The 16966-nt window shown below is 71.7% G+C and carries 11 protein-coding genes and 1 pseudogene; 3 read left to right on the top strand and 9 right to left on the bottom strand.

All coding sequences use genetic code 11. From position 1 onward, the window contains the following. Positions 1-628, top strand: a pseudogene (locus P3L51_RS28240) (hypothetical protein); the annotation flags it as partial. A gap of 156 nt (positions 629-784) precedes the next feature. Here the strand turns inward: P3L51_RS28240 and P3L51_RS28235 are convergent. The 4 genes from P3L51_RS28235 to guaA form a co-directional block, all read right to left on the bottom strand. After that, positions 785-1303: a DoxX family protein gene (locus P3L51_RS28235; RefSeq protein WP_354608137.1), complete on the bottom strand. Its 519-nt coding sequence runs from the start codon at positions 1301-1303 to the stop codon at positions 785-787. Positions 1304-1427: 124 nt separating this feature from the next. Then, complete coding sequence (locus tag P3L51_RS28230; RefSeq protein WP_354608136.1) at positions 1428-2693, bottom strand: hypothetical protein; 1266 nt, start codon at positions 2691-2693, stop codon at positions 1428-1430. 93 nt (positions 2694-2786) lie between these two features. After that, on the bottom strand, positions 2787-2966 hold the full coding sequence (locus P3L51_RS28225) for a hypothetical protein (RefSeq protein WP_354608135.1): 180 nt from the start codon (positions 2964-2966) through the stop codon (positions 2787-2789). A 233-nt stretch (positions 2967-3199) separates the two neighbouring features. Next, complete coding sequence (guaA, locus tag P3L51_RS28220; protein ID WP_354608134.1) at positions 3200-4780, bottom strand: glutamine-hydrolyzing GMP synthase; 1581 nt, start codon at positions 4778-4780, stop codon at positions 3200-3202. A 308-nt stretch (positions 4781-5088) separates the two neighbouring features. On the opposite strand from guaA, the gene P3L51_RS28215 reads away from it, so the two are divergent. Together P3L51_RS28215 and P3L51_RS28210 are read left to right on the top strand one after the other, a co-directional pair. Then, positions 5089-5403, top strand: a complete 315-nt coding sequence (locus P3L51_RS28215; RefSeq protein WP_354608133.1) for a chorismate mutase — start codon at positions 5089-5091, stop codon at positions 5401-5403. A 679-nt stretch (positions 5404-6082) separates the two neighbouring features. Beyond that, the gene (locus tag P3L51_RS28210; RefSeq protein WP_354608132.1) at positions 6083-7123 is read left to right on the top strand and encodes a hypothetical protein; all 1041 of its coding nucleotides are present in this window, start codon (positions 6083-6085) and stop codon (positions 7121-7123) included. A gap of 100 nt (positions 7124-7223) precedes the next feature. Here P3L51_RS28210 and P3L51_RS28205 read toward each other — a convergent pair whose 3' ends face one another. From P3L51_RS28205 to P3L51_RS28185, 5 genes are all read right to left on the bottom strand, one after another. Continuing rightward, complete coding sequence (locus tag P3L51_RS28205) at positions 7224-9161, bottom strand: GMC oxidoreductase (protein ID WP_354608131.1); 1938 nt, start codon at positions 9159-9161, stop codon at positions 7224-7226. A gap of 59 nt (positions 9162-9220) precedes the next feature. Next, the gene (locus P3L51_RS28200; protein WP_354608130.1) at positions 9221-10825 is read right to left on the bottom strand and encodes a succinic semialdehyde dehydrogenase; all 1605 of its coding nucleotides are present in this window, start codon (positions 10823-10825) and stop codon (positions 9221-9223) included. 156 nt (positions 10826-10981) lie between these two features. Beyond that, the gene (locus P3L51_RS28195) at positions 10982-12718 is read right to left on the bottom strand and encodes a serine/threonine-protein kinase (RefSeq protein WP_354608129.1); all 1737 of its coding nucleotides are present in this window, start codon (positions 12716-12718) and stop codon (positions 10982-10984) included. Between the two features lie 173 nt (positions 12719-12891). Then, the gene (locus tag P3L51_RS28190) at positions 12892-14646 is read right to left on the bottom strand and encodes a serine/threonine-protein kinase (RefSeq protein ID WP_435594542.1); all 1755 of its coding nucleotides are present in this window, start codon (positions 14644-14646) and stop codon (positions 12892-12894) included. A gap of 127 nt (positions 14647-14773) precedes the next feature. Continuing rightward, on the bottom strand, positions 14774-16966 hold a 2193-nt coding region (locus tag P3L51_RS28185; protein WP_494338549.1), incomplete at its 5' end, for a serine/threonine kinase C-terminal domain-containing protein.

The raw sequence follows: 16966 nt of genomic DNA, 5'->3' as shown, positions 1-16966 counted from the left end.
GCGCGGGATCGGCGGCAGCGTTTTCGTGCTGGCAGTGCTCGCGGGCGGCCTCGGTCTGAGGCTGTCGTGGGACACCCAGCCGCTCGGTACGAGCCTGCAGATCGGTTTCGCCGCCGCGCTCGGCGTGTTCGGCCTCGGCCTCGCCGTGAGCGCCTTCCTGGGACGTACGGGGTTCGGCACGATCTTCCTCACGGTCCTCACCGCCGGACTCCTGGCGAGTTCGGCGGCCATCCCGAAGGACATCGGCACGGAGTGGGTCCGCACGACGTGGAGCCCGACGGCCGCCGCGTCGGTGGCGCCGTCGTACGAGCTCGGCACCGGCGTCGGGACACTCGACCTGGCCGGTGTCGACGTCCCCGCGGGCGAGACCCTCCGTACGAGGGCGGAGGTCGGCGCCGGAAAGCTGAAGGTCGTCGTGCCGCGCGACGTGACGTTGAAGGTGCACGCGGAGGCGGGGTTCGGCGACCTCCGGCTCCCCGGTGAGCCGCCGAACGACATCGACCTCTCACCGGCGCAGCAACGGACGCGTACGGTGGCCCCGCCCAAGGGCGTGAAGCCCGCGGGCACACTGGACCTTCGACTCGAAGTCGGTGTCGGACAGGTGGAGGTGACCCGTGCTGCTGCATGAGTTCAAACCGGGCAAGCTGGTGGCCGGCCTGGCCGTGATGGGCGCGGCCACCGTGTTCGCGGGCGACGCGGGAGGTTGGTGGGACGCCCCGTGGTTCGTGGTCGTCCCGATCGTCTGCGGCGGCCTCTTCCTGGCCTCCGCCGTGTCGATGGCGGACTACCGCATTCGGCGCCGCCTGTCGGCGAGGGCCGCGTCCAGGGAGAACACCGAGGCGCCGGCGAGCACGAGCGGCAGCCAGGCCATGAGGTAGGCGAGGTCGTTGCCGTAGTAGTACGGATCCGACTGCCAGCTGACCGTCAGCCAGAGGCTCAGTGAGATCAGGGCGCCGCCGAGCGCGGCGAGCCGGGCCAGCAGCCCGACGAGGGTGCCGAGGCCGACGGCCAGTTCGCCGATGGCGATGGCGTAGCCGAAGCCCTCGGGGCTCTTGAGGGACAGGTCGACGAGCGCGGGGATGGCCGAGCTGTCCCGCACGCCCCGCATCAGCTCGCCGACGGAACCGGTCCCGTTCGCCGACATGAAGGCGCTGTCGGTGAGTTTGTCGAGTCCGGCGTAGATGAAGGTCACTCCGAGGAAGATCCTCAGCGGTACGAGGGCGTACGTCGTGGCCGTGTCCTTCCAGCCCCGCCGCTCACCGCCCATCGTCCCGTAGGAGTCCGTCCGGTATCCGTGTGCCATCGCGCACCGTGCCTTTCCGCCGCCCACGTCACCCGCAGGGCTCGATTGTCCCTGCGTGCCTCGTGCATGCATACGGATGGGACCGACAATGCGCTCAGCGGTCCCCCGGGCCGCACCGGCGGTCTCAGTCCAGGACGTCGATCGGCACCCGGTTGGTCTCGACTCCGGCCGCCGTCACCACTTGTACATCGAGGCGCCCCGGCTCCACGTCGACCGGCACGGGCACGGTGAGCACCGTGTCCGACGGGTTCTGGAAGCCGCCGGGGACCGGGACGAGCGGGACGTGGACATGGACGGGTCCGATCCGTACGACCATCCTGGCCAGCCGGTCCGGCGTGCCCGCGCCCGGCGGCACGAAGCCGGTCCCCCGGATCTCGATGTCGTCACCGGTGCGGATCGGCGCGTCCAGGTCCCCGGCCTCCCGGGCCCGGACGACGGACAGCACCACGGGACGGCCGCCCTCCGCCCACTTTCCGGCGAAGTACGTCGCGGCCGAGACGGTCACCAGCAGGGCGAGCGCCCAGGGCAGGTCGGGCAGCTGCTCGGGACGGCGGGCCAGGCGTACCGCCGAGAAGAGCACGGCGACGGCGGTCACCAGCGCGTACTGGACGTCGGCGAAGCTGCCGCGCCCGGCGTCGTCGCAGAGCAGGTCGGCGAGGCGCGGACGCTCGGCGCGTACCTTCTGGAGCCGCCGGTCCGCGACGCGTACGCCCACCACGCGGCGTACGACGACGGCAATCGCGCACACCACGGCCAGCACGGTCAACATGCCCGCGCCCCGGGCGAGTTCGAGCCCCGCGATCAGCTCGTCGCGCGCGTCGTGGTCGGACGCCCCGGCGAGCTGGAGCGCGAGCACCAGCACGGCGAAGACGAGGAGCAGCACCCACGCGGAGGCGACGGTGCGGGAGGTCGACAGCCGGTTGTCCTCGCCGATGAGCGGGGCGAGGAGGCCGCCGCGCGTACGGTGCAGCCTGGCCGCGCCGGTGAGCAGCCCGGCCACGACGAGGGCGGCGACGAGGCCCGCCGTACGGGCGACGCTCCAGCCCGCACCGATCGCGGTGCCGGCCTGCGCCAGCGCGAACACCGCGACGGTCCCCCACACCACGAGCAGCGTGTGCCGCCAGACGGCGTGCAGCCAGGCGTCGCCGGCCTCGCGGCTGCGGTCGGCGACGGCGCGCGCGGACTGGGTGAGTTCGTCGGACACCCACTGCCTGGACGCGCCGGGCGAGTGCGCGAGCGCGGCGGGCAGGCCCTGACCGGCCGCGAACTCCTCCCGTTTCGCGAGGAAGGCCGCGACCGCCTGCCGGTGTCCCTCGTGCGCCCCGTGCGGGCAGTTCCCGCAGGTACAGCCCCCGCCGTGCGTGCCTTGTCCCGCCACTTGCACCGCCACGCCGAACGCCGCCTTCCCCGCCCCGCACCCGTGGACCCTCGCCGGGTGAACTTCCTTGCTGTGACTGGGAATTGTGCCGTATCCGGGAGGGTGTCAGACGCCGAGGACGAGATACGCGAAGCCGAAGTACCCCCGGTAGCCGCCGAGATGGCCGACACGGGGCTCGGCGGCGGCCGTACGCAGCGGGGCGAAGCCGGCGTCGGCGGCGGCCCGGACCAGGTCGTCGAGCGAGCCGCTGTCCGCGCGCCACGGCGACGGACTCGCTGTCCACACCGTAAACCGGTGCTGCCGGGGCGCCGTCGACCGGCCGCAGCAGCAACTCGCCCCAGCCACAGCCGAGATCGACCACCTGCCCACCGTCGGGCAGGGCACAGCCGTCGGGCAGCGCGCAGGAGGCGATCAGGGAGCGGGCGTGATCTTCGGAGAGCGGAGCGTTCCAGGGCATACGCCGATGCCGTCGCCCAAACGAATGAGCGACGGCATCGGCGTTGACCTGGGAGGGACGGTCACTCCCACTCGATCGTGCCCGGCGGCTTGCTCGTCACGTCCAGGACCACGCGGTTCACGTCCGACACCTCGTTGGTGATGCGGGTGGAGATCTTCGCCAGTACGTCGTACGGCATCCGGGTCCAGTCCGCCGTCATCGCGTCCTCGGAGGAGACCGGGCGCAGCACGATCGGGTGGCCGTACGTGCGACCGTCGCCCTGGACGCCCACCGAGCGGACGTCCGCGAGCAGGACCACCGGGCACTGCCAGATGTCGCGGTCGAGGCCGGCCGCCGTCAGCTCCTCGCGGGCGATGGCGTCCGCCTCGCGCAGCAGGTCCAGGCGCTCGCGCGTGATCTCGCCGACGATACGGATACCGAGACCCGGTCCCGGGAAGGGCTGGCGCTGGACGATCTCGTCCGGGAGGCCGAGTTGCTGGCCGACCATCCGGACCTCGTCCTTGAACAGCTGGCGCAGCGGCTCGATGAGGGAGAACTCCAGGTCCTCGGGGAGCCCGCCCACGTTGTGGTGCGACTTGATGTTGGCGGTGCCGCTGCCGCCGCCTGACTCGACCACGTCCGGGTAGAGCGTGCCCTGGACGAGGAATTCGACCGGCTCGCCGGGCTCGGCCTCGGCGATGATCTCCGCCTGGGCCTGCTCGAAGACCCGGATGAACTCGCGGCCGATGATCTTCCGCTTCTGCTCGGGGTCGGACACCCCGGCCAGCGCGGCCAGGAAGCGCTCGGCCGCGTCGACGACCTTCAGCTGTACGCCGGTCGCGGCGACGAAGTCCTTCTCGACCTGCTCGGTCTCGCCCTTGCGCATCAGCCCGTGGTCGACGTACACGCAGGTCAGCTGAGAGCCGATCGCCTTCTGTACGAGGGCGGCGGCGACGGCCGAGTCCACGCCGCCGGAGAGACCGCAGATCGCCCGGCTGGAGCCGACCTGCTCGCGGATCGCGGCGACCTGCTCCTCGATGACGTTGCCGGTCGTCCACGTCGGCTCGATGCCGGCGCCTCGGTAGAGGAAGTGCTCAAGGACCTGCTGGCCGTGCGTGGAGTGCATGACCTCGGGGTGGTGCTGGACGCCGTACAGCTTCTTCTCGTCGTTCTCGAAGGCGGCGACCGGCACGACATCCGTGGAGGCGGTGACGGTGAAGCCCTCGGGGGCGGCGGAGCAGGCGTCGCCGTGGGACATCCAGACCTGCTGCTCGGCCGGAGTGCCCTCGAAGAGGGTGGAGCCGGACTTGGAGACGTGCAGCTCGGTGCGGCCGTACTCGCGCGAGCCCGTGTTGTCGACCGTCCCGCCGAGCGTCGTCGCCATCAGCTGGAAGCCGTAGCACATGCCGAAGACCGGGACCCCGGCCTCGAAGAGCGCGCGGTCGACGGTCGGGGCACCCTCCGCGTACACGGAGGACGGGCCGCCGGAGAGGATGATCGCCTTGGGGTTCTTGGCCAGCATCTCGGCCACCGGCATCGTCGAGGGGACGATCTCGCTGTAGACCCGGGCCTCACGGACGCGGCGGGCGATGAGCTGGGCGTACTGCGCGCCGAAGTCGACGACGAGTACGGCGTCGGGGGCGGCGGGGGGTACTGCTGGCACGGGCGCGGCCTTCCGGCGGTGAAGGGGTTCGGTAAGCCGATTCTAACGGGGGGCGAAGACAGCTTCTCGTCTCAGCATCCGAACCCCCCGCGGGGCCGCCGGACCCCTCGGGCATACTGGCCGCCATGCGCGAGCACTCGACCTTCTTTACCTATGGCACCGGCCCGTCCGGCTGCCATGGTCGTTTCCGCTTGAGCTGACAAGCGACTTCCCAGGCGCCCCGGGCCGACAAGGCCCGGGGCGTTCTGCGTTGTCCGGGCCGGAAGTTCGCCGCTCGGGGTCTCCCCCTTCGTACAGAGGAGCCCTTCATGACCGTCACCGACCGGACCACCGCCCACGACCGCACCGTCCCCGGCCGCACCGGCGCCCGCACCGACGAGGCCGCCACCGTGATCGACGGCGCGCGGGAGCGCGTCGACGCGCTCGACGACCGGATCATCGGCCTCGTACAGGAACGGATGGCCGTCTCGGCCGTCATCCAGGACGCCCGTATCGCCTCCGGCGGACGCCGGGTCAACCTCTCCCGCGAGAACGAGATCCTGGGCCGCTTCAGGGACGCGCTCGGCACGCCGGGCACCTCGCTCGCGATGACGCTGCTGGAGCTCTCGCGGGGCCGGATCTGAGCGGGTACGGCTCGGTGCGGACATGGGTTCGGGCGCATCCTCACCCGTACGGCGCGTGACCGGACCCGCCGGGGCTTCGTTGGTCCCGATGTCCGTGTCAGCCAGGGGCGGGCCCGAACAAACCACGCGTGGCTTCGCTGGGGCGTGTGACGTACCGCTGGTACGTCGTGGGACCTCGTCTCAGCGCGAGTGACCGGTCGGCAGGGGACAGCATGCCCGGTCACCCCAAGAGCGGTCGGCACCGGGGACGCCCGGCGCCGACCGCATACGGATACGGATCCCCCCGTGTCCAACCGTCCGTCCGACAGCCGGCTCCTCCCGCCCACCCGTCCACCGTCCCGAACTCGCGGCGCTCACCCCCCCAGCGCCGCGATCCGGCACCGTCGCGCCGCCCTGACGCGGTGGTGCCGACGACAAGGGCCCCGCAGGCGCCCGTCCGATTCGCTTCGGACCGGGCCCGCGGGGCCCTTGTCGCGCGTGACCGCCTGGCGAGGCCCAGGGTGTGACGCGCACCACATAAAGATCCCGTGAGAAAAAGGGCAACCATCTGCCCAGGTCACCGGTCCTTCATGCGACACAACGGTCTCCCCTGCCCCACGTCGGAGGACCCCAAGACTCCGCACCGCCTGTTCGTGGTGCGCCGGACTTCGCTGAGGTCTTCATGAAGTTTCGCCGCGCAATGGCTGTCGCAGCAGCGACCGCCGTCATCGCCCCCGCCGCCTTCCTGGCGGCGCCGGCCGCGTACGCGGCCGATGGTGACACCGGCACCACCGGCACCACCCAGACGCCTCCCGACGAGAACCCGCCGCCGCCCGTGGACGACGAGGTCGTACCGCCGCCCGCCGACGACGAGATCGAGCTCCCGCCCGTGGACGACGAAGTCGTACCGCCGCCGGTGGAGGACGGGAACCCGCCGCCACCCGTCGATGACGAGGTCGTACCGCCGCCCGCCGACGACGAGAACCCGCCGCCCGTGGACGAGGAGGAGGAACCCCCGCCCGGCGAGGACGACGAGGGCGAGGAGGAGGAGGAGGAGCCCACACCTCCCGACGAGGAGTGCGCCGACCCGGACTTCAAGACCTCGATCTCGGGCCTCCCGAGCAAGATCGTCGCGGGTTCGGGCTGGAAGAGGTTCAACCTGAACCTCGACAACAAGAACGGCGACGACCTCGCCACCGTCTTTCTCGGCGCCGTCGTGCTGTACAAGGAGGACATCAACGACTCGTTCGAGTCCAGCCTGACGTCCAAGTACGCGCAGTTCGAGTACTTCGACGGCACGGCATGGGTCGACGAGCTCTCCGACGGCGGCACGTTCGCGAACATCATCGACGTCGAGGCCGGCGAGACGTACTCGCTCCAGCTCCGCCTCAAGCTCTCGGCGAAGGCCCCGGCCGGTTCGGCCATCGCCATCGCGTTCGCCGTATCCGGTGACGAGGACGACTGCTACGTGGACGAGCAGTGGTACAGCTTCGAGGTCCTGGCCGCCGACTCGAATCCGGGACAGGTCCCGCCCGCCGAGCCCGAGGACGGCAAGGCCCCCGCGGACGTCAAGCCGCAGGGCGGCGCCAAGGCGCTGCCCGCCGCCGCGAACGGCAGCCTCGCCGAGACCGGCTCCGACTCCGTGCTGCCGACCATCGGCATGGCGGCCGGGATCGCGATCGCCGTCGGTGGCGGTGTGGTGTTCGCGCTCCGTCGCCGGGGCCCCGACGCCGTCGCGTAACACGCGTCGGCGGAGCCCGCGGAGCGGGACCGCATGACCGGAGGCGCTGCACTCGGAGGGGGGTGCAGCGCCTCCTTGCTGCCCGGCCGAGGCCGACCCGCTACGGCTTCTTCTTCGGCGTCTTCTTCGCGGGGCTCCTCTTCGGCGGCACTGCAGGCATCCCGAGGAACGGCAGCCTCAGCGCCCCGAAGGCCGACGCCGGGACCGTCGGGGACTTCGGCGCGACCGCCTCCCGCCGTACGTACGCCGTGCCCGCCGTCTGCTCCGGACGCGGGTCCCGCTCCCCCTTGTTGGGCCAGAAGGCCATCGCGCGCTCGGCCTGCGCGGTGATGGTGAGCGACGGATTGACGCCGAGGTTCGCCGACACCGCCGAACCGTCGACGACCGAGATGCCCGGGTGGCCGTACAGCCGGTGGTACGGGTCGATGACACCGTGCTCCGCGTCGGCGCCGATCGGGCAGCCGCCGAGGAAGTGCGCGGTGAGCGGAGTGCCCATCAGCTCACCGACGTTCGACCCGGCGAAGCCGTTGATCTCGTCGGCGAGCAGGGTCGCCGTCCGCGTACCCTCCGCTATCTGCTTGGGGTTGGGGGCACCGTGACCCTGACGTGCCGTCAGGAGACCTTTCCCGACGCCGTTTTGCTTGCGGTAGGTGGTCAGTGAGTTGTCGACGGACTGCATGACCAGACCGATGATGGTCCGCTCCGACCAGTGCCGGTTGGAGAGTGAACGGGCCGCCTGTACCGGGTGCCTGGCCATGCTGCCGAGCCAGCCGGCGACGCGGCGGCCGTTCTCGCTGTAGGGGACCTGGAGGATCGAGAGCGAGCCCATCGCGTTGGAGCCCTTGCCGTAACGGACCGGCTCCACATGGGTGTTGGCGTCGGGGTGGAAGGACGAGGTGATGGCCACGCCCCGCGTGAAGTCCGCCCCGGAGCCCTTGCCCGGCCTGCCCGAAGCTCCCGTGTTGCCCGCCTTGCCCGCCTGGCCCCCGTTGCCCGCCTGGCCCGAAGCTCCCGCGCCGTGCTTCTTCCGGTAGCGCCGGTCGGTGGTCTGCGCGCCCACCAGAGCCTCGGAGTTGGTACGGGTCAGCTCGCCGAGCCGGTCGGACAGCCGGGGCAGCCGGCCCCGGTCCTTCATCGTGTGCAGCAGGGTCTGCGTCCCGTACGTCCCCGCCGCGACGACGACATGGCGGGCCCGCAGCACCCGTGGGGCCGACTTGCGCCGGTGGGTGGGAACGGTCGCGACGCGATGGCCGCCGTCCGGGTCCTCGGTGATGTCGACGACGGTCGTCATGGGACGGATGACCGCCCCGGCCTGTTCGGCGAGGTAGAGATAGTTCTCGTTGAGCGTGTTCTTGGCGCCGTGGCGGCAGCCGGTCATGCACTCGCCGCACTGGGCGCAGGCCTTCCGGGAGGGCCCCGCGCCGCCGAAGTACGGGTCACCGACCGACGCGCCCGGCTCGGCCCGCGCCGTACCGTCGGCGTCCCGGCCGTCGCCGAAGAACACCCCGACCGGCGCCAGATGGAAGGTGTCGCCCACGCCCATCGCCTGCGCGGTCGCCTTGAGATGGACGTCCGACGCGGTCATGGTCGGGTTGAGCCGGACGCCGAGCATGCGCTGCGCCTGGTCGTAGTACGGGGCGAGTTCGGCCTGCCAGTCGGTGATGCCGGCCCACTGCCTGTCCTCGAAGAACGCCTTCGGCGGCACGTACAGCGTGTTCGCGTAGTTGAGTGAGCCGCCGCCCACACCGGCGCCCGCGAGGACCATCACGTTGCCGAGCAGATGGACCCGCTGGATACCGAAGAGGCCGAGGGCCGGGGCCCACAGATAGTTCTTGATGTCCCACGAGTTCTTCGGGAGCGTGCCCGGCGTGAAGCGGCGGCCGGCTTCGAGGACTCCGACGCGGTAACCCTTCTCGGTCAGCCGCAGCGCGGAGACCGAGCCGCCGAAGCCGGACCCGACGACGATGACGTCGTAGTCGTAGCCGTCGTGCTCCCCTTGGTCGTCGTCCCGGTCGGGGGCATGGGTGTGCCGTGACATCGACTCTCCTTCATCGGTTCGACTTCGGCTTCGGGTTCGGCTTCGGCTTCGGCTTCGAATCAGCGCAGCCGGAAGGCCTTGAGCGCGCGCAGGCTCCTGGTCATGAACGCCGCGTACTTCTCGTCGTCCATGCCCATCGACGGAGCCATGGGCAGCACGCGCTGCTGCGCGACGGTCTGCACCTCGGTGTATTTGAGAATGCCCTCGGAGCCGTGTCTGCGGCCGAGGCCCGACTCCTTCATGCCGCCCATCGGCGCCCGGACGCTGCCGTACGCCGGGGCGTAACCCTCGTTGATGTTGACGGTGCCGGTACGCAGCCGGGTGGCGATCGCGTGCCCACGCCTGCCGTCGCGCGTCCAGACACTCGAATTGAGGCCGTACTGCGTGGAGTTGGCCAGCTCGACGGCTTCGTCCTCGTCGCTGAACCGGTAGACGGAGACGAGCGGCCCGAAGGTCTCCTCCGTGCAGACCGACATCGGCGCCTCGACGCCCTCCAGGATGGTGGGCTCGTAGAAGTACGGCCCGATGTCGGGCCGCGCCGCACCGCCCGCGAGGACCGTCGCGCCCTTGGCGACGGCCTCCTCGACATGGCTGGTCACGGTCTTGAGCTGGCGCTCGCTGATGAGCGAGCCCATGTCCGCGCCGTACGCGAGAGCGCTGCCCAGCCGCATCGCCTTCGTACGGGCGACGAATCGCTCGACGAACGCGTCGGCGACCGACTCGTGGACGTACAACCGCTCGATGGAGATGCAGAGTTGGCCCGCGGTGGAGAAGCAGGCGCGTACCGCACCGGCCGCCGCCTTCTCGATGTCGGCGTCGTGCAGGACCAACATGGCGTTCTTGCCGCCGAGTTCGAGGGAGGCGCCGACCAGCCGGCTCGCCGCGCGCTGCGCGACCTCGCGGCCGGTGCGCGTGGAGCCGGTGAAGGAGATGTAGTCGCCGCGCTCGACGACCTCGGGCCCGATGATCGCTCCCTCGCCGAGCACCACCTGGAACACCCCCGCCGGCAGCCCGGCCTCGACCAGCAGGTCACGCGCCCACAGCGCGGTGAGCGCGGTCTCGGTGTCGGGCTTCATGACGACGGCGTTGCCCGCGACGAAGGCGGGCAGGGCGTCGCCGACGGAGAGCTCGAGCGGGTAGTTCCAGGGCGCGATCTGCCCCACGACACCGCGCGGCTGCCGCTGCTCGGTGACCTTGGTCAGGACGGGCACGGCGCCGGTGTGCCGGCGCGGCCGGAGATACGAGGGGGCCTTGCGACCGTAGTGGCGGGCGGCGACAGCCACGGCCTGGACCTCTTCGTGCGCGTGCAGCCTCGCCTTGCCGGTCTCCAGCTGGATGAGGTCGAGCACCTCGGCCTGGCGCTCCAGCAGCAGGTCGTGGAAGCGGAGCAGGACGGCGGCCCGCTTCCGTACGGAGGTCGCCGCCCAGACGGGCTGCGCGGCGCGGGCGCGCGAGAATGCCTCGGCGACGTCCTCGGGGGTGGACTCGGGCAGGTCGGCCAGCTTCTCGCCGGTGGACGGGGTGTGGTTCGCGGTGAGCCCGGAGCCCACGACGCCCCTGATGAGCTGGGCGAGCACTTCGGGAGTGACCACGTCGGCGGCGGTGCGTACACCGGCGGGCACCGGAGCCACGGGGTTGGTCGTGGGGGCCTGTGAGTCCGTCATGAGGGCGAGAGTATGCCGCATCCGGAACTTTGGGTACCCGCCGGTAACACCTTTTCGCCGGTCGCCCGGCGACTGCCCGCCGGCCGGTCGCCGACCCCTGGGTGACCGGCCACGAACGCGCCAGTGATCGCTGGCAGATAAGCCCTGATCAGGCGCTCAGGGCAGATACTCGCTCTCGATCACCAGGTGCTCGATGACGTTCGAGAAGAGTTCCTCGCCGTCCTTGACGGCGTCTCCCTTGGCGGGCATCGCCACTCGGAGCCGCCAGTGCACATCGTCGGTCCCGGGGACGATCAGCTCGTGGTAGCGGTACCGGATCGGATCGTCGGTCGAGTCGCTGTACCCCGTGTAGTCGACGATGTTCTCGAACGCGTCGCCCGAGCCCGAGAACGTGGAGTGGTCATTCTTGTACTTCGCGTCCTTGAGTTCCGTACCGTTCTCGCCGCCGTCCTTGTAATACCTCGCCCAGGCCGACACCTCGGCCGGCAGGACCTCGTTGTCCGGCTGCTTCTGGACCTGGTCCATGGTGATGGTGAAGACGCCGCTCGGATCCCTGAAGCCGACGCTGGTCTCTTCGGTCGAGCTCTCCTGGAAGCGCCGGTAGTCCTCCGGGACGGCGATCTTCGCGTCGAGGATCTCCACCTCCGAGCGGACCTCCCAGCCCGCCGGCAGTTCGTCGCCCCCGAACGGGTTGAAGAAGATCAGCACCATCGCGAGGACCACCGCGAGCAGGCCGCCGCCGAGGCCGAACTGCGCCGGGCGGTTGCGGTGCAGAACCGGCGGGACCCACTTGCTGCCGCCCCTCGGGCCGCCGCCGGTGCCCGCGCTCCGGTAGAGCCGCGTCGCGTCCGCCGAGAGCTGCGGCGGACGCGCCACCGACTCCAGCACCGCGCGCACCTCGGCGGCGGTGGGACGTGCCGCCGGGTCCTTCCGCAGGAGCTGCATCACGATCGTGCCGAAGGCACCCGACCCGCGGGCCGGCATCTGCGGCTCGGCGGAGAGCACGGCCTGGAGCGTCGCGGGGATGTTCGAGCGGCGGTACGGGGACATGCCCTCGACCGCCGCGTACAGCACGACGCCCAGCGACCACAGGTCCGACTCGGGCCCGGGGCGCTGCCCGAGCACCCGCTCCGGCGAGATGAACTCCGGTGAGCCGACGAAGGCCCCGGTCTCGGTGAGTCCCTGCTGGCCCTCGACCTGGGCGATGCCGAAGTCGCTCAGCACGACACGGTCGGCGCGCCCCAGCAGTACGTTGTCCGGCTTCACGTCACGGTGCAGTACACCGGCCTCGTGGGCGGCGTTGAGCGCGTTCAGTACGTCGAGCCCGATCCTGGCGGCCTCGCGCGGGTCGAGCGTGCCCTCCTGGAGACGGTCGGCGAGCGACTGGCCGCGCACCAGCTCCATGACGATCCACGGTTTGGAGTCCTCGACGACCACGTCGTACATCGTGACGACCGCGGGGTGGTCGATCCTGGCCGCCGAGCTGGCCTCGCGCCGCATCCGCCGGTGGACGGTGTCGCGTTCGTGCTCGCTCAGGTGCTCGGGAACGCGGGGCTCCTTGACCGCGACATCGCGGTCCACGATCTCGTCGTGCGCCAGCCAGACCGTCCCCATGCCGCCGTGCCCGAGCCGCGAGACGAGGCGGTAGCGGCCACCCAGAAGGCGTCCCCCCGGCGGGGCGGGGTCCACGGAGGGGTGCTGTACGGACTGCGTCGGCCGGTACGGGGAGTCCTGCGGGCCGCCGTGGGGAGTCTGGGGCGGCACCTGCGGCGACTGCCGCGACTGGCCCTGGTGCGGCTGGTCCTGGTGCGGCGGATACGACTGCCGCGGCTGCTGCGGCGGTTGAAGCCCGTAGCTGGTGGGCTCGTTCGTACGTCCCCCGTCGTTCGTCATGACCACATCCTTACGGAAAGCGTGTCGCGATATCCACCCGGGGGGCGGGAGTGGGTGCAGAGCCGTGACATCACGATTCCGCTCGTCCGGCCGGTCACCGCCCGGTCAACTCGTCCGGTCAACTCGTCCGGTCAACTCGTCCGGTCAACTCGTCCGGTCGTCCCTCCGGTCACTCATCCGCCCGCGCCCTCGGGCTGCCAGCCGCCGAGCGCGACGTCGAACTGTGACCGGATGGTGGACCAGTCCTCGGCGGGACCCGACATGTAGAGCACGTACTCCGCCGAGTCGTCGGCCGAGAAGTACATCTGCTCGATCGCGCGGCGCTCACCTTTGTGCCCCTGCTTCTCGGTCCAGGTGAATTCCCAGAGCGCGGCCTTCGTCTGGCCGCGGAAGGTGTTGGGCCGCAGCTTGACCCGGTCGTACAGGGGCAGTCTGCCGACCTCCGTCTCCATGTTCAGCATGTGGTTGTACGGATCCTGGAAGTCCGGTGTCGTGTCGACGGCGATACGCAGGAGGTGGAGGCCGTTGTCGGGGGTGTAGTCGATCTGGTCGCCGTCCATCTGGCGCTGCCAGCCCTTGGGGACGATGAGGCTGAACCCCACCGGGTCCGCCACCCGCTCCCAGCCGTCCGGGACGTCCCCGGAGGTCCCGGACGGCTCGCCCTCGCCACCGCCCTTGCCCTTGCCCTCGTCACCGCCGCCGCTCCCGGCGTTCCCGTTCTGGTTCTTGCCGTCGTCCGAGGACGTGGCACCCGGGTCCGGGTTCGCGCCGGCGCTCGTGCCGGGATCGCTGTCGTCGTTCTCCTGCTGGAGCGCGAAGTAGCCCGCGCCGCCGCCGATCAGCGCGGCGGCGAGGACCGCGACGAGCACGACCCGCCAGCGGCCGTTCCTGGCGGGCGGCCGGACGGGTCCGGTCACCTGCGCGTACGCCTGCGGCGGCGTGTGTCCGTACGGCGCGGGGTGCAGCGTCGCGGGGTGCGAGGACTGGGCGTGCGGGGACGGGGCGTGCGACTGCTGGGGGTGGGGCTCCCGGTTCTGCTGGTACTGGGCCTGGACGGTCCGGGTGAACCCCTCCGGCGTCCTCGGCACCGCGGGCTCCCGCCCGTCCAGCACCTCCCGCAGCATCCGCTCGGTCTCGGCGGAATCCGGGCGCGCCTCGGGGTCCTTGAGGAGCAGCGCGGCGATCACCCGGGTCAGCGGCCCTGCGCGTAGGGGAGCCGGCGGGTCGTCGGTGACCACGGCCTGCATGGTGGCCACCGCGGACGTACGGCGGAACGGGGACGTGCCTTCCACCGCCGTGTGCAGCGTCGCGCCCAGCGCCCACAGGTCGGAGGCCGGTCCGGGATCGTTGCCGCGCACCCGTTCGGGGGCGAGGTAGTCGATGGAGCCGACGATCTCACCGGTCCGGGTGATGGCCGAGTCGCCCTCGATGGCGGCGATCCCGAAGTCGGTGAGCAGCACCCGGCCGTCCCGCGCGAGCAGGACATTGCCGGGCTTCACATCGCGGTGCAGCACCCCGGCCGCGTGCGCGGCGCGCAGCGCGCCGAGCACCTGGAGGCCGATCCGGGCCGCCTCCCGTGGCACGAGGGGATCCGGGGTGAGCGCGTCCGCGAGCGACGGACCGTCCACGTACTGCATGACGATCCATGGCCGGCCGCCGTGGTCGAGTACGTCATGGACCGTCACCACGGCGGGGTGGCTGATCCGGGCGGCGGCTCTGGCCTCTTTCTGGGTGCGGGCGTGCAGCACGGCGCGGTCGGCGGCCGATACGTACAACGCCGCCGTCAACTCCTTGACCGCGACTGTCCTGTTGAGCAGTTCGTCGTGGGCCCGCCACACCTGGCCCATGCCGCCGCTGCCGATCGCCTCGGCCAGTGTGTAACGCCCGGCGAGGACCAGCCCCTCGCGCGTCTTCGCTGAATCGTCCACGTGCCCCTGCCTGTTCCTCGGGCTGCCAGGTTACGGAGCGGACGCGTGGACACGGCACGTGGGCCCGCGCCTGAAACCGCACCGTGACACACACGGCGCGGCCGGACGGCCCGTCAGGGACGGCTGGTCAGCGGGTGATTCGGTAGGAACCGCTGGCCTGCTGGTAGATCTCGGAGACCTTGTCCTTCTCGTCCACCGGGCCGATGACCTGCACGATGTGGTAGCTGCCCTTGACGATCATGGCGAGATTCCGGACGTAGACCTCCTGGCCGCTGCTGTTCTGCCAGGTGTACTGGCCCTCGGCCATGCGCTGTTGGCCGACATCGATCCGGCGCAGACCCGAGGCGGTGGCCCAGGACGAGTCCCGGAAGGGCTGCAACTCCCGCTGCTTCTCCCGCTGGTAGACCAGCGGGTCGTCGCCGTTGTCGGCCACGGTGTCCCGGCCGGGCACCACGATGAGTGTGAAGTCGCCCCGTCCGTAGCGGACTTGACCGCTGTCGTTGATCGGGCGGCGCTCCCAGCTCTTGTCCACGCCGATCTCGAAGCCTTCGGCGTCCTTGCGCAGGGCGTATCCGGCCGCGAGGTCGGCGGGCGGCCCGGAGGTCTGCGGCGTGGAGGAGTTGCCGTCCTCGGGCTTGTCGTCGCCGTTGTCCGGGGTCGTGTCGGGGTTCTGCGGCTGCGGTGTCGACGGGGCGCTCGGGTTCGACCCCGTGCCGCTCCGCGACTGCTGCTTCTCGTCGGCCTTCGGCAGGAACATCACGGCGAAGGCGATGACCGCGACCATCAGCACGAGGATGACGACGAGCAGGACGCGCCCGAGTGAGCGCGGCCCGCGTGAACCGCCGCCGCCGCCCGACCTCACGCGCGGCTCCCGGTACTCCCGGTCCCCGAAGTCGTCGTCGCGGTGGTCCCGTTCGCGGTGGTCCCGTTCGCGGTGGTCCTGTTCGCGGTGGTCCTGTTCGCGGTGGGCGCGTTCCGGCTGCTCGTGGCGCGGCTCGACGTACGCCGTCTCGCCGTGCGACGCGCGCACGGCGCCACGCTGTTCGGACGACCTGCCGCCGCCCTTCTCCTTGCGCTCCCTGCCCTTCTTGTGGCGGTGCCGGCCGGCGTCGCCGCCCCGGCCGCGGCCCCGGCGCTTGCGGACCAGCTCGCCCCTGCGACGGACGATGGGCAGCCGCTCGTCGACGGAGGGAACGGCGACGACGTCGAGACCGGCGTCGGGCTCGGGCGCCGAGCGCACCAGCGACCGCAGCCAGCCGCGCAGCTCCTCGAAGTCGGGCCGCTCCGTGGGGTCCTGACGGAGCAGCGATTCGACGACGGGGCGCAGTGGGCCGCACTCCTCGGCGAAGGCGGGCGGTTCGGCGCAGACGAGCTGGACCAGCTCGGCCGCGCTCTCCTCCGGATACGGGGCGTGGCCCTGGACGGCGCGGTAGAGCAGCGCGCCCAGCGCCCACAGGTCGGTGGACGGGCCGATGGGCGGGGCGAGTTGCCAGTTCTCGTGGACCGGTCCCGCCTGCTCGGGCGCCCAGCGCTCGGTGACGGCGCCGACGACGGCTATCCGTGCCTGGCGGGCGCGTTCGGCGGCGAGCGGGCTGGCAGGGCCCCGGTAGGCGGGGGTCGTGACGCCCGCGACGACCTCGTCCCAGCGGCCGGCGGGCGTGGTGGGTCCGGGGACTGCGGGCAGGTTCGAGGACTGCCGCTGGGCGTCGGCCCGCATGGCGTCGCTGGTGCCCGAGCCGTGCCAACCGCCGCTGCCACCCGAGCCACCCGAACCGCCGGTGGCTCCCGAGCCACTGGCGCCTCCGCCGCCCGTGCCCGCGCCACGACTCGCGTTCTCCTGGCGGAGGTACGGGGAGGTGCCGCCGGCCGGGGGCAGTGCCGGTACGCCTCGGCCGCCCGACGCCTGGTGGTACGGGTCGCCGCCGCCGCCCGCGGACAGGGGGCGGGAGCTGTCACCGGCGCCCGACGGGCCGTCGTGCCAGGTGCCTGCCAACTGGACGCGGCGGGGCGGGCGCGGGTCGTCGCCGTCCGTGTCGAAATCCGTGTCGAAGTCGTCGTCGGAGTCGTCGTACGTCTCGCGCCCCGGCGGGTCGATCTCGCGGGGCGGCATGGCCCACCAGTCGGGATCGCGGTTCTCGCCCTGTGAGGGCCCGGCCGCTCCGGCCCCGCCCGAAACGCCGCCCGAGGCCCCGTCCGGGGAACCGCTCCGGCCGGCGGGGGCCGAGGGGTCCGACAGATGCACGGGGCGCTGGGCGGGCAGGGTGCCGCTGTCGCGCTGCTGGTCCTCGCTGACGCGGGCGGCGGCGCGCGCTCCGGCGCG

This window comes from Streptomyces panacea (genome assembly GCF_040560175.1).
In the GTDB taxonomy this organism is placed as follows: Bacteria; Actinomycetota; Actinomycetes; order Streptomycetales; family Streptomycetaceae; genus Streptomyces; species Streptomyces panacea.
Note: the sequence above shows the minus strand (reverse complement) of the source record. Positions and strands in the feature narration are given on the sequence as shown.